This window comes from Undibacterium sp. Ji42W (genome assembly GCF_049340405.1).
Taxonomy (GTDB): Bacteria; Pseudomonadota; Gammaproteobacteria; order Burkholderiales; family Burkholderiaceae_D; genus Undibacterium.
This window is the reverse complement of the sequence record NZ_JBMPOV010000005.1, coordinates 238,646-251,493: the sequence shown is the minus strand read 5'-3', so window position 1 is coordinate 251,493 and position 12,848 is coordinate 238,646. Positions and strand designations below refer to the sequence as shown.

At 52.2% G+C, this 12,848-nt stretch carries 11 protein-coding genes; all 11 read right to left on the bottom strand.

Translation table 11 applies throughout. From position 1 onward, the window contains the following. Positions 1-215 precede the first annotated feature (215 nt). A complete protein-coding gene (locus ACO0LG_RS13090) occupies positions 216-1,451 on the bottom strand; it encodes a multidrug effflux MFS transporter (RefSeq protein WP_423026958.1) in 1,236 nt (411 codons plus the stop codon). A 134-nt stretch (positions 1,452-1,585) separates the two neighbouring features. Beyond that, positions 1,586-3,067: an NAD-dependent succinate-semialdehyde dehydrogenase gene (locus ACO0LG_RS13085; RefSeq protein ID WP_423026956.1), complete on the bottom strand. Its 1,482-nt coding sequence runs from the start codon at positions 3,065-3,067 to the stop codon at positions 1,586-1,588. A gap of 173 nt (positions 3,068-3,240) precedes the next feature. Next, the gene (locus ACO0LG_RS13080; RefSeq protein ID WP_423026954.1) at positions 3,241-4,455 is read right to left on the bottom strand and encodes a THUMP domain-containing class I SAM-dependent RNA methyltransferase; all 1,215 of its coding nucleotides are present in this window, start codon (positions 4,453-4,455) and stop codon (positions 3,241-3,243) included. A 107-nt stretch (positions 4,456-4,562) separates the two neighbouring features. Next, positions 4,563-4,985 (bottom strand): CopD family protein, encoded by a 423-nt coding sequence (locus ACO0LG_RS13075; RefSeq protein WP_423026952.1) that lies wholly within the window; start codon positions 4,983-4,985, stop codon positions 4,563-4,565. 50 nt (positions 4,986-5,035) lie between these two features. After that, the gene (locus tag ACO0LG_RS13070; protein ID WP_423027261.1) at positions 5,036-6,301 is read right to left on the bottom strand and encodes a glutamate-5-semialdehyde dehydrogenase; all 1,266 of its coding nucleotides are present in this window, start codon (positions 6,299-6,301) and stop codon (positions 5,036-5,038) included. Between the two features lie 129 nt (positions 6,302-6,430). Then, positions 6,431-7,450 (bottom strand): DNA polymerase III subunit delta, encoded by a 1,020-nt coding sequence (holA, locus tag ACO0LG_RS13065; RefSeq protein WP_423026950.1) that lies wholly within the window; start codon positions 7,448-7,450, stop codon positions 6,431-6,433. A gap of 1 nt (position 7,451) precedes the next feature. Then, the gene (lptE, locus tag ACO0LG_RS13060; protein WP_423026948.1) at positions 7,452-7,961 is read right to left on the bottom strand and encodes an LPS assembly lipoprotein LptE; all 510 of its coding nucleotides are present in this window, start codon (positions 7,959-7,961) and stop codon (positions 7,452-7,454) included. Between the two features lie 35 nt (positions 7,962-7,996). Then, positions 7,997-10,624, bottom strand: a complete 2,628-nt coding sequence (leuS, locus tag ACO0LG_RS13055; protein ID WP_423026946.1) for a leucine--tRNA ligase — start codon at positions 10,622-10,624, stop codon at positions 7,997-7,999. Between the two features lie 238 nt (positions 10,625-10,862). After that, entirely contained in the window at positions 10,863-11,306 is a 444-nt protein-coding gene (locus tag ACO0LG_RS13050) for an ExbD/TolR family protein (protein ID WP_423026944.1), read from the bottom strand. Between the two features lie 13 nt (positions 11,307-11,319). Then, entirely contained in the window at positions 11,320-11,976 is a 657-nt protein-coding gene (locus tag ACO0LG_RS13045; protein WP_423026942.1) for a MotA/TolQ/ExbB proton channel family protein, read from the bottom strand. A 50-nt stretch (positions 11,977-12,026) separates the two neighbouring features. After that, on the bottom strand, positions 12,027-12,833 hold the full coding sequence (gene dapB / locus ACO0LG_RS13040) for a 4-hydroxy-tetrahydrodipicolinate reductase (protein WP_423026940.1): 807 nt from the start codon (positions 12,831-12,833) through the stop codon (positions 12,027-12,029). Positions 12,834-12,848 lie beyond the last annotated feature (15 nt).

The window sequence follows — 12,848 nt, the reverse complement described above, 5'->3', positions numbered from 1 at the left end:
ATCTTATTTGCATATGCGGAACGAATAGTACACAAAATCAAGAAAACCTGCTGAGGACGCCTGATTTTGCATCTTTGCTGCAAAGCACCAATTATATAAGGCCAGTAACTTGCATTTCAAGTAACTGACTTGAAATTTATTTATACATTACTATAAATGAAATATTCAACTATTGACAAAATGAAATATTTCATTAGCACAATTAGGGTAAATACTTATTCGACGGTTTCCCAGGCATTCTGTTTTTGCGCAGTCATGGCACGCCAGTAAGCACGCCCGGTGTACCACATGGTGGCACCGATGACAGCACAGGCAAATTGCCCTAGCGCCAAAGTCAGCACGGAATGGTCAAGTGCTGGTGCCACGATGCCAGCAATGACAGCACCCAACATGGTCACCGTCGCCGACTGGCATGAAGCAACGATGCCTCTTATATTAGGAAACAAATCCAATACCAGCAAGGTCGCACCTGGTGCTACCAGTGACATGCCAAAGGTATAAAAAAACAGAGGCGTGACTGACCACCATAAAATGGGGGGAGAAAAATAATGGAACACCACATTAAACAGGGACGCACCGATCAAAAAGCAAAAGCCTATGCTGACCTGCTTCCACACCGTCATTTTGCCCGCCAGGCGATTAGCCGCCAGGGCACCCAAAAAGATACCACCGACGGAAGGCACGAATTGCCAGCCAAACTGATCTGGCCCCAGATGCAAATGCTGGGTGATAAAAGCCGGGGCAGCGGAAACATACAGGAACAAACCAGCAAAATTAAAGGCGATGGTGCCAGCCTTTAAATGAAATAGCGGTGACTTGAATACTTTTTTATAACTGACCCATAAAAATTCTGCGCTGAAAGGCTGGCGCTTGTCCATGGGCAAGGATTCTGGCAGATGCTTGTAACAAGCCCACCACAGAACCACGGTATAGCCAAACAACAACAGAAAAATCGCCCGCCAGCTGACGAAATTGACTATCCACCCACCCAATATGGGCGCAATCGCCGGCGCAATAGAGAAAATCATGGTCACCAGCGACAGCAAGCGCTCTGCTGGTGCTCCAGCATACAGGTCACGTATGATGGCACGGCCAACCACCATGCCCGCCCCTGCCGATACACCCTGCAAAATACGGAAACCCCACAGGTAATGAATGCTATGCACAGAAGCACAACCAAAGCTTGCCACAGCAAACACCGCCAGCGCCACCAGGATCACATTGCGCCGCCCAAAAGCATCTGACAAAGCGCCATGCCACAAGGTCATGACGGCAAAGGACAGCATATAGGCTGTCAGGGTCTGCTGCACTTCCAGCGGGCTGGCATGCAGGGTGGACTGGATATTGGGGAAAGCTGGAAGATAAGTATCAATCGAGAACGGACCAAGCATGGCCAGGGCAGCCAGTAAGGTCGCCAGGCCAGCATTGCTGATCTTGGTTGCAGAGGACATGGGCAAATTCAGTGTTGCGCCTGATAGCAGTGGCAGCTATCAGGCAGGGGACTACAAATTGGGGGGCTAAGAAACTGCAGCCAATACCAGGCTGAAGTTTACGCCGCAGTTCATGCTGAAGTTCAAAATGAAATTCAGATGCCACCCATACAAAGGTACTTCATTTCCAGATATTCATCCATGCCATATTGGGAGCCTTCACGCCCCAGGCCGGATTGCTTGACGCCGCCAAACGGTGCTACTTCGTTCGAGATCAGGCCGGTATTGATGCCTACCATGCCGTATTCGAGTTTTTCAGCAACCCGCCAGACACGGCCTATGTCGCGTGAATAAAAGTAGGAGGCCAGACCAAAGTCAGTATTATTCGCGGCGGCAATGGCTTCTTCTTCGGTCTTGAACTTGACGACTGCGGCTACCGGGCCAAAGGTCTCTTCATTCATGATCAACATGCCGGATGTGACATTTGACAGCACCGTTGGTTCATAAAAAAGTTTTCCCGCTTCCAGCAATTTACCACCAGCCTGCAAGCTTGCGCCTTGTTTCAAGGCATCGGCCACATGCTCCTCTACCTTGGCGACTGCCTGCGCATCGATCATGGGCCCCTGGTTGATGCCAGCACTAAAGCCATCACCTACTTTAATCTTTTTGGCGCCGGCTGACAATTTTTCGACGAAGGCATCGTAAATTGATTCATGCGCATAAAAGCGGTTTGTACAGACGCAGGTCTGGCCAGAATTGCGAAACTTCGATTGCAGCGCGCCTTCGACGGCAGCATCCAGGTCTGCATCTTCAAACACGATGAAGGGAGCATGGCCGCCCAACTCCAGCGCCAGCTTTTTGACTGTCTGAGCAGACTGGCGCATGAGGATGCGGCCTACCGGGGTTGAACCAGTAAAAGACAAATGCCTGACCACCGGGCTGTCGCACAAGACCTTGCCGACAGCAATGGATTGCTCGGAGTCAGCCGTGATGATATTGATGACGCCTACTGGTATGCCAGCCCTGTGCGCCAGCTCTGCCATGGCCAGCGCCGACAAGGGCGTTTGCTCGGCAGGTTTGATGACGATGGAGCACCCAGCCGCAACCGCAGGTGCTACCTTGCGCGTGATCATGGCGATAGGGAAGTTCCATGGCGTAATCGAGGCGCAGACACCAATAGGTTGCTTCAAGACGACCATGCGCTTATCGCTCCAGGTGGATGCCATGACATCGCCGGAAACGCGCTTGGCTTCTTCAGCAAACCATTCTATGAAGCTGGCACCGTAAATGACTTCCCCCTTGGCTTCTGCCAGTGGCTTGCCTTGCTCTGCTGTCATGATGGCGGCCAGGTCGTCGGCATTCTCTATCATCAGGTCAAACCATTTGCGCATGAGCGTCGCACGCTCTTTGCCGGTTTTTGCGGCCCAGAGGGGAAAGGCGACTTGCGCGGCCTTAATCGCGGTCTCGGTATGGCTGGCATCCAAATTCGGTACTGTGCCTAGTATTGCCAGCGTGGAAGGATTATTCACTTCAAAACGGGCCGTGCCTGTGACCCACTCACCATTGATATAGGCCTGGTCACGTAATAAGGAGGGGTCTTTTAAATTCAGTTGCTTTGCTGTTGATTCCAGTGCCATGACTACATCTCCTTGCAGAATCTTGAAGTGAAGCCTCAAGCCTAAAGCAAAACGGCCAGGTCTGCTGAGACCTGGCCGTTTTTGCAGTAACTTTGCAGTAACTTTGAAGCAGCTAATAGCGACTTATAAGCACTTTTAACAACTTATAGTAATCTACAATAATTGCATGAAAATTATTCAGCGATATCTTTTGGCTTCGCTTCTTCCCTTCGGTTAAAGCCTGCCACCATGTCAAAGCGGAACAAGCGGCATTCCAGTGCGCCGTTAAAGAATGGTGTCTTGCGCGATTCTTTCAAACGCAACATCTTGGGCAAACCCAGGTCAGCAGTGAACAGGAACACGCTCCAGCCAGCAAAACGCTGCTTGAGCGTAGTACTGAAGGCGCTGAAAAAATCTTTGGCCATGTCATCATCTTCCATCGTGCTGTCACCACGTACACCGATACGTTCACCGTAAGGCGGATTCGTCAGCAAGATGCCGGGTTCTGCCGTTGGTGCCTTGATTTCCTGCGCTTCTATCTGCTTCAGTGGCACGTCAAAGCGTATGCCAGCCTTGTTCAGGTTATTGCGCGTCATGACGATCATGTCGCCAGAAATATCACTGCCAAAAATAGTCGGCTCAGCGGGCAAAGGATGTGGCTTGGCACTGGCCTTGATCTGGGCCCAGGCATCAGCATCGAACTGATGCATTTTCTCAAACGCAAAATCGCGCTTCAGGCCAGGTGGTATGCCTGCCAGGATTTGTGCAGCTTCGATGAGAATGGTGCCAGAGCCGCACATAGGATCAAACAACGGTGTGCCAGGTTTCCAGCCAGCGGTGCGCAGCAAGCCTGCTGCCAGATTCTCACGCAAGGGTGCGTCACCGGTTTCCATACGCCAGCCGCGCTTGAACAAGGGTTCGCCAGATATATCCAGATACACCGTAAAATTGCGCGCATCCATGAACCCGACGATGCGCATGTCCGGGTTCTTGGTATTGACTGAGGGGCGCTGGGTAAACTGGTCGCGGAAACGGTCGCAGATCGCATCCTTGATTTTGAGTGTGGCAAAGTCCAGGCTCTTCAAGGGTGATTTGACTGCCGTGACATCGACGCGGATGGTGTGGTGATAGCCAAACCAGTCTTCCCAGGGCTGATCCAGCACCAGGTCGTAAATATCGTTTTCATTGGTATAGCCAGAATGCGCCATACGCATCAGCACGCGGGATGCAATGCGTGAATGCAGGTTGATACGCCAGCCATCATGCAGGCTACCTGAGCAGTGCACGCCACCTGGGACCTGATTGTGTACCGTCATGGTTTTATCCATGGCTGCAATTTCACCCAGCTCTTCAGCCAGGGCTATTTCCAGGCCTCGTGGGCATGGACAAAAATAAGAATAACGCGTCATAGGAGTACCCTTTATCCGTTAAAAAAAACGATGGTGAATATTCACCGCCAATTGCTGGCCTGGAGTTCTGCACTCCAGGACAACCGTATTTTGAAACCTCGTCAAACCTAGAAGGGTTTGACGACTACCAAAATCAATATCGCCAGCAACAAAATCACCGGCACTTCATTAAACCAGCGGAACCAGACATGGCTGCGCTTGTTAACGCCCTTCTCAAATTTTTTCAGCAGGCTGCCGCAGGCATGGTGATAGCCTATCAGCACGATCACCAAGCTCAGCTTGGCATGCAGCCAGCCATTACCCGGCCCCTTGCCTATGCCATAGCCTAGCCATAGCAACAGACCGAAGATCAAGGCCAGCACCCCCAATACCGTCATGAACCGGTACAGCTTGCGTGCCATCAGTAACAGCCGCTCAGTCGTGGGCGGATGATTATCCATCGCCAGATTGACCAGAATGCGTGGCATATAAAACAGGCCTGCGAACCAGGACATGACGAACAGAATGTGGAAAACTTTGACCCAGAGCATGGCTTACTTTCTTTCTTGTTTTCTTACAATGAGCTTCTAATCTTCTAATATTATTGGCGTACTTCACCATGACCAAAGACCACGTACTTCATTGAAGTCAGCCCTTCCAGACCTACTGGGCCACGAGCATGCAGCTTGTCATTCGAGATACCGATTTCGGCACCCAGCCCATATTCAAAACCATCCGCAAAACGGGTGGAGGCATTTACCATCACCGAGGCAGAATCCACTTCTCGCAAGAAACGCAGGGCGCGACTATAGTCTTCTGTGATGATGGATTCTGTATGTTTGGATGAATAATCATTGATATGCGTGATGGCTTCATCCAGGTCAGCCACTACTTTTACTGCCAGGATAGGGGCGAGGTATTCAGTGCTCCAGTCTTCTTCTGTGGCCTTCACCAGATGCGGATAGCCTGCCAGAATCACAGCGGCGGCATCGTCGCAACGCAATTCGACCTGCTTGCCTGCATACAGCTCAGCCAGTGCTGGCAAGACCTGGGCAGCTATATCTTGCGCGACCAGCAAGGTTTCCATGGTGTTGCAGGTGCCATAGCGATGACACTTGGCATTGAATGCCACATCCACCGCTTTTTTCAGGTCAGCCTTATTATCAATATATACATGGCAGATACCATCGAGATGCTTGATCATGGGCACGGTTGCCTCCTGCATCAGGCGCGCAATCAGGCCTTTGCCGCCACGCGGGACGATGACATCGACATATTGTGGCATGGTGATCAGTTCACCGACTGCTGCGCGGTCTGTAGTCTCAACGATCTGCACGGCATCAGCAGGCAAGCCAGCGCCGGCGAGACCTTCCTTGACCAGTTTTGCCAGCGCCTGGTTGCAATGAATGGCTTCTGAGCCACCACGCAAAATAGTGGCATTGCCACTTTTGATACACAGGCCAGCAGCATCCACCGTCACATTCGGACGTGCTTCATAAATAATGCCGATGACGCCCAGCGGCACGCGCATCTGCCCTACCTGTATGCCGGTGGGGCGGTATTTCATGTTCGAGATTTCACCTATGGGGTCAGCCAGGCTGACGATCTGTTCCAGCCCTTCGGCCATGGTGGCTATCGCCTTGTCGGACAGGGTAAGCCTGTCAAGCATGGCGGCTTCCATGCCTGCTCCTTTGGCTGCGGCCAGGTCAAGTTCATTGGCAGCGCGCAAGGCTGCGGCCTCGCGCCTGATGGCCACAGCGATCAGGGACAGGGCCTTGTTCTTGGCGGCGGTGTCGGCTTTGGCCATGGCGCGCGATGCTGCGCGGGCCCGGATGCCGAGGTCATTCATGTAGTGCTTGATATCCATATCGTCATTCAGAGAACGTCTGGTTCTCATATTCGTTGATCAGCCACCAGCAAGGTAGCGAGGGAATTCAATTTCCGGTTTGATAAACCGCTTAATCGGGTGCAGGCCAGATTATCTGTTGAACAGCTTTTATGCTGTCCTGGCCACTCTCAAACCCAATTGCAACAAGGCATCCCAGGGGTCCCCTGCAAATGCCTTCGCTCGTAAACCTTTTACCATCTTATCGACTTGCGATGCCTCTTGCAGTGCAGCCCGCAAATTTGCCAGGCTGACGCGGCGCAAGGCGGGGTCCATGAGTTTTTCCCGCGGGCCCCAGATGCGGTATTCTTTCAACAAGGCTGACAAGGGCCTGCCCTGTGCCATGCCCGACTTCAGTTTAAGCAGGGTACGTATCTCTTCTGCCATGGCCCACAAGACCAGCGGCAGTGCTTCGCCCTCGCCTTTCAAACCATTCAACATGCGCACCAGTCTTGCGACATCACCAGCCAGCATGGCTTCATTGAGCTTGAAGACATCATAGCGCGCCACATTCAGTACGGCATCATGGATTTGTTCAAAACTGAGTTTGCCAGGTGGATGCAGCAAGGCCAGCTTCTGGATTTCCTGATGGGCTGCCAGCAAATTGCCCTCTACCCTGTCAGCAATGAAATCCAGGCTTTGCCGGTCTGCGCTTTGTTGTTGCAGAGACAGGCGCATGCTGATCCAGCCGGGCAGCTGATTGCGCTCTACCAGCGGGATATCAATATATACCGCGGCTTGCTGCAAGCTGCCTACCCATGCGGCTTTTTGCGTGGCCCAGTCCAGCTTGGGCAAGGTGATCAGGGTCAGGTTATCGGGCGATAAGTTCGCCACATAATCCTGCAAGGCCTGGCCACCATCCTTACCAGGTTTGCCGGTAGGGATGCGCAAGTCGATGAGTTTTTTATCACCAAACAGGGATTGCGATTGATTCGCTGCCAGCAAGGCACCCCATTTGAAACTGCGTTCCACCGTAAGTATCTCGCGCTCGTAAAACCCTTGCGCTTTTGCCACGCGGCGTATTTTGTCTGCTGCTTCCAGTGCCAGCAAATGCTCATCACTGGTGATCACATACAGTGGCGCCAGTGTTTTCGCCAGATGGCCGTCAAGGGCATCGAAGCGTAATTGCATATCAGTCGTCCATCTTTACAACGGCCAGCCTGCGCATGATTTGCTGCACCAGGTCGCTTTGCATATCGCGGTACAGCAAGACTTCTTCCGCCTCTTTCGCCAGTACCTGTGATTCATTAAAGGTGATATTGCGCTTCAACTGCAGGTCTACCGGTTCCAGATATTCCTTGCCTACATTATTGCGGACACGGAAACGGAAGTTATAAATCAGATTATATTCACGTACGCGACCCTGGCTGTTTAACGACAGGATTTGTTTTTCCCTGGTCTCGCTGAGCACTTCCAGTATCACCTGTGCATCCTTGGCTTCAGACATAACTTGCGTCTGCCCATTGGCACGGATATGGCGGCGCAACTCCCCCCCCAGGGCCGAGCTTTCTGGCATGCCGATATAAATACTTTTAAACGGCAAGGCAACCGGGCCGCGCAGGGCGAAACCGCAGGCCGACAACAACATGATGGACATGATGGCTGCCAGCCATTGCAGACGCTTTACATAGTTTGCTTGCATGCGGTTTCCCTGTTACTGGTCTATCTATTAAACAATCAGGCGACGATATTCACTAACTTGCCAGGCACGATGATGATTTTCTTGGCTGCGCCTTCCATGAACTTCTGTACGCTTTCATTAGCCAGAGCAGTCGCTTCTATGGTGGCTTTGTCGGCATCCTTGGCAACCTTGATACTGCCACGCAGTTTGCCATTGACCTGCACCATCAGCTCGATTTCATCCTGTACCAATGCTGCTTCATCCACCAGCGGCCACGGTGCATCAATGATTTCACCGAGTTCTGTCGCCAGGCCCAGTTCCTGCCACAAGACGTGCGTGATATGCGGACATACCGGATACAGGCCACGCAGCAAGATGCTGAAGGCTTCGCGCAAAGCTGCTGCACTGCCTTCGGCTTCTGACTTGAAGGACTCTATGGTATTGAGCAATTTCATCGCGCCAGAAACCACCGTGTTGTATTGCAGGCGATCATAATCGGCATCGATCTGCTTCAGCGTCAGATATACTTCACGGCGCAAGGCCTTGACATCATTGGCATAGGTAGCAGGTGCAACATTACCGGAAGCAATCGTGCCAGACAGTTTCAAGGCAGAAGCCCACATACGGCGCAGGTAACGTGATGCACCTTCTACACCGCTGTTACTCCATGCCGCACTTTGATCTGGTGGGCCAGCAAACATCGTGAACAGACGCGCTGTGTCCGCACCAAACTGTTCGATAATGTCTTTGGGTTCCACCACATTGTTCTTGGACTTGGACATCTTTTCTATGCCGCCCATTTGCACAGGCTGGCCATCCGATTTCAATATGGCAGAAATTGGACGTCCCTTGTCATCATGCTGGACTTCGATTTCATTCGGATAAAACCAGATTGTCTTGCCGCTGGCATCTGGTCGATAGTAAGACTCGTTGAGCAACATGCCCTGGGTGAACAAGTTTTTAAAAGGCTCGTCTATCTTGACCAGACCCAGGTCACGCATGGCCTTGGTCCAGAAACGTGCGTACAGCAAATGCAGAACCGCATGTTCGACACCGCCTATATACTGGTCCATCGCCATCCAGTAATCATTGCGGCCATCCACCATGGTTGTCGCATCAGGGCAGGTATAACGCATGAAATACCAACTGGAATCAACGAAGGTGTCCATGGTGTCAGTTTCACGGTGTGCCGGGCTGCCGCATTTAGGGCAAGGCACATTCAGGAAATCTTCACGGTGTTTCAATGGATTGCCAGAACCGTCAGGGATGCAGTCGGTAGGCAATACCACGGGCAAATCTTCATACGGCACAGGCACATCACCACAGCTGTCGCAGTGGATGATAGGGATAGGTGTCCCCCAATAGCGTTGACGGGAGATACCCCAGTCACGCAAGCGCCAGGTGGTTTTCTTTTCGCCGAGTTCTTTGGCAATGAGGTCGGCAGCCACTGCATCGACCGTTGCCTTGAAGCTCAGGCCATCATATTTACCAGAATTGATGGTGACGCCGCGTTGTTTGTCACCATAGGACTCTGCCCAGGCATCTGTCGTGAAGCTTTCACCTTCGATTGCCACTACCTGCTTGATGGCGATATTGTATTTTTTCGCAAAAGCAAAATCACGTTCATCATGCGCAGGCACGCCCATGACTGCGCCATCGCCATAGGTCATGAGCACATAATTACCAACCCAGACTTCGACTTGCTCGCCAGTCAGCGGGTGAGTAACGAAGAGGCCAGTCGGTATGCCCTCTTTTTCCTTGGTCGCCATTTCGGCTTCTGTCGTGCCGCCTGCTTTACAGACTTCAATGAAGGCTGCCAATGCGGCATTGTTCTTTGCTGCCAGCGTGGCGATAGGATGTTCCGCCGCTACTGCGCAGAAAGTCACGCCCATGATGGTGTCAGGACGAGTAGTAAATACATACAACTTGCCATTTTGTACCAGTGCGCCAGTTTCGTCAGCAATCTGATGCGGGAAAGCAAAGCGCACGCCTTCGCTCTTGCCTATCCAATTGCGTTGCATGGTACGCACTTGCTCAGGCCAACCATCAAGATTATCGATGCTGTTCAGCAGCTCGTCTGCATATTGGGTGATGCCAAAGTAGTAGCCGGGGATTTCGCGTTTTTCTACCAGTGCACCAGAGCGCCAGCCGCGGCCATCAATCACCTGCTCATTCGCCAGCACGGTTTGATCAATCGGGTCCCAGTTCACAACCTGGGTTTTCTTGTAAGCCACGCCTTTTTCCAGCATCTTCAGGAACAGCCACTGGTTCCAGCGATAGTAGTCAGGGTCACAAGTTGCGACTTCACGCTTCCAGTCAAATGCCAAACCTAAAGGCTGCATTTGCGACTTCATGTCTTCGATGTTGGCGTAAGTCCATTCGGCAGGCGACTTTTTATAGGCAATCGCCGCATTTTCTGCTGGCAGGCCAAATGCGTCCCAACCCATAGGCATGAGGACGTTATAGCCCTTCATACGCAACTGGCGTGCCAGCATGTCGTTGATCGTGTAATTGCGCACATGGCCCATGTGCAGCTTGCCCGATGGGTAAGGCAGCATGGAGCAAGCGTAGTACTTGCCCTTAGGGAAACGTGGATTATTTTCTACTGCCGTATAGGCATCGATCTTTTTCCAATGAGTTTGCGCCGATTGTTCGACGTCAGAGGGCGTGTATTTTTCTTGCATGGCGTAAGCAGAAGTAGATGCGAAAATGACTCAGAACCTTAGATTATAACTTGTTCAGGCACATTATTGAGGAAAGCCTGATGGACTAAGGCTGTCAGGACGATTTTGAGGCGAGAAGCAACTTGGCAAACGACGATCGGACGCTTATAAGATGTTTCTCGACTGACAAGCGGAGCCGTCAAATTTTCAATCAAGCTGCACAGACCTACGGCAGAACTACGGCAGAACTACGGCTGAACTAAGGTTTTTTAGCCTGCTTGCTATCAGTCACGAAAGAAATCCTGCCCAGTCCCTGCGCCTGGGCAGCAGCCATGACACGGGCAATGATTTCATATCGGGTGGCCTTATCCGCACGCAGTTGCAATTCTGCCTGCTTGTTCTTTTTCGCCAGAAGTGCCAGCCTGGATTCCATATCTGCCATGGCGAGCACCTGTTTATCCCAATACAGAATACCATCAGCGTCGAAGGAAATACGCACTGCATCTGCCTGGTCAGGCACCGGGGCAGACTGGGCTTGCGGCAAATCCAGTTTGACGGCATGCGTCATGAAAGGCGCCGCGATGATAAAGATGACCAGCAAGACCAGCATCACATCGACCATGGGCGTGACATTGATGTCCGCCATTGAAGTCAGGGGACGGGATGAAGATTCGCGCGGCGTGTGGAATTGACCGAATGTCATCTTTGGAAAAATATCAGACCTTGCTCATATGAGCATGCAAGTCGAAAGCAAAACCATCAAGCTCAGCCAGGGTAATGCGATTAATGCGGTTAAAGGCGTTATAAGCCAGCACGGCAGGTATAGCGACCAGCAAACCCAGCGCAGTCATGATGAGCGCTTCGCCCACTGGCCCTGCCAACTGGTCGATTTGTACCACACCGTTGGATGAGATGGCTGTCAAGGCGCGGTAGATGCCCCAGACTGTTCCCAGCAAACCAACAAAAGGGGCAGTTGCACCGACTGAGGCGAGAAAGCTCAGGCCAGTTTCCAGCTTGACCGTCAGGCCTTGCAGCTCCTGACGCAGGCTGCGCGTCAGGATTTCGCTCAGACCCGCATTGGCAGACAGGGTGGCACTGCGTTGTGCCGAGTCACTGGCTGAATGCGCAGCATCTGCCAATGAGATAAATACTTTGGATTGATCTGTCTGACGCAGCGCTGACAAGGCATCTGCCAGGCTGGGCGCACGCCAGAAGGCGTGCAAGCCGGGAGCCGCTTTACGGATACGCCAGAAACTCCAGCCCTTCATCAATATCAATGTCCAGCTCAGTACAGACATCAACAATAACAGCCAGCCAACCAGATGCCCAAGGGTATCTGCCTGTTCCCAGTAATGTGCGATTGCAGAATTCATGCGTGTGGCGCTTATTTCACTTATTTAAATGTCAGGGGAATACGTATGTTTTAACGCAGACCCAATACATCGTACATATCAAACAGGCCTGTAGACTTGCCTTGCAGAAAACGTGCCGCACGCAGGCTGCCATGAGCATAAGTCACACGACTGGAAGACTTGTGGCTGATTTCTACACGCTCGCCTATGCCAGCAAACAAGACTGTATGGTCACCAACAATATCGCCGCCACGGATGGTAGCAAAACCAATGGACGACGGGTCGCGCTCACCAGTGACGCCTTCACGGGCAAAGACGCCTACTTCATTGAGGTCACGGCCCAGTGCATCGGCGATAACTTCACCCATTTTCAGGGCAGTGCCAGAAGGAGCATCGACCTTGAAGCGGTGATGGGCTTCAACGATCTCGATATCATAGCCCTCGGCAAAGCTCTTGGCGGCCATTTCCAGCAACTTCATGGTGACGTTCACGCCCACACTCATATTCGGTGCGAACATGATGGCAGTTTTTTCTGCTGCGGCGGCAATCGCTGCCTTGCCTGCATCATCAAAGCCAGTGGTGCCAATAATCATCTTGATGCCATGCGCTGCGCAATACTCAAGATGCTTGAGTGTGCCTTCGGGGCGGGTAAAGTCGATCAGGTAGTCGGCATTTGCCAGGCCTGTAGCCAGGTCAGCAGTAATGCTGACACCAGAAGGCTTGCCCAGACTGGCGGCGGCATCCGTACCCAGGGCTGGTGAGGCGGGCACATCCAGCGCACCCACCAGTACCATGTCATCGGCATTGCTGATCGCCTCGACCAGCATTTTCCCCATACGGCCAGAAGCCCCGGCCACAGCGATTTTCAGTGCAGTCATTAATATTAATTTCTC

Excerpts from the sequence above, each read along its gene's own strand:
- ACO0LG_RS13050 (WP_423026944.1), bottom strand. The coding sequence starts at position 11,306 with ATGACATTCGGTCAATTCCACACGCCGCGCGAATCTTCATCCCGTCCC.
- ACO0LG_RS13085 (WP_423026956.1), bottom strand. The coding sequence starts at position 3,067 with ATGGCACTGGAATCAACAGCAAAGCAACTGAATTTAAAAGACCCCTCC.
- ACO0LG_RS13045 (WP_423026942.1), bottom strand. The coding sequence starts at position 11,976 with ATGAATTCTGCAATCGCACATTACTGGGAACAGGCAGATACCCTTGGG.
- lptE (WP_423026948.1), bottom strand. The coding sequence starts at position 7,961 with ATGCAAGCAAACTATGTAAAGCGTCTGCAATGGCTGGCAGCCATCATG.
- ACO0LG_RS13080 (WP_423026954.1), bottom strand. The coding sequence starts at position 4,455 with ATGACGCGTTATTCTTATTTTTGTCCATGCCCACGAGGCCTGGAAATA.
- leuS (WP_423026946.1), bottom strand. The coding sequence starts at position 10,624 with ATGCAAGAAAAATACACGCCCTCTGACGTCGAACAATCGGCGCAAACT.
- ACO0LG_RS13090 (WP_423026958.1), bottom strand. The coding sequence starts at position 1,451 with ATGTCCTCTGCAACCAAGATCAGCAATGCTGGCCTGGCGACCTTACTG.
- ACO0LG_RS13070 (WP_423027261.1), bottom strand. The coding sequence starts at position 6,301 with ATGGATATCAAGCACTACATGAATGACCTCGGCATCCGGGCCCGCGCA.
- dapB (WP_423026940.1), bottom strand. The coding sequence starts at position 12,833 with ATGACTGCACTGAAAATCGCTGTGGCCGGGGCTTCTGGCCGTATGGGG.
- holA (WP_423026950.1), bottom strand. The coding sequence starts at position 7,450 with ATGCAATTACGCTTCGATGCCCTTGACGGCCATCTGGCGAAAACACTG.
- ACO0LG_RS13075 (WP_423026952.1), bottom strand. The coding sequence starts at position 4,985 with ATGCTCTGGGTCAAAGTTTTCCACATTCTGTTCGTCATGTCCTGGTTC.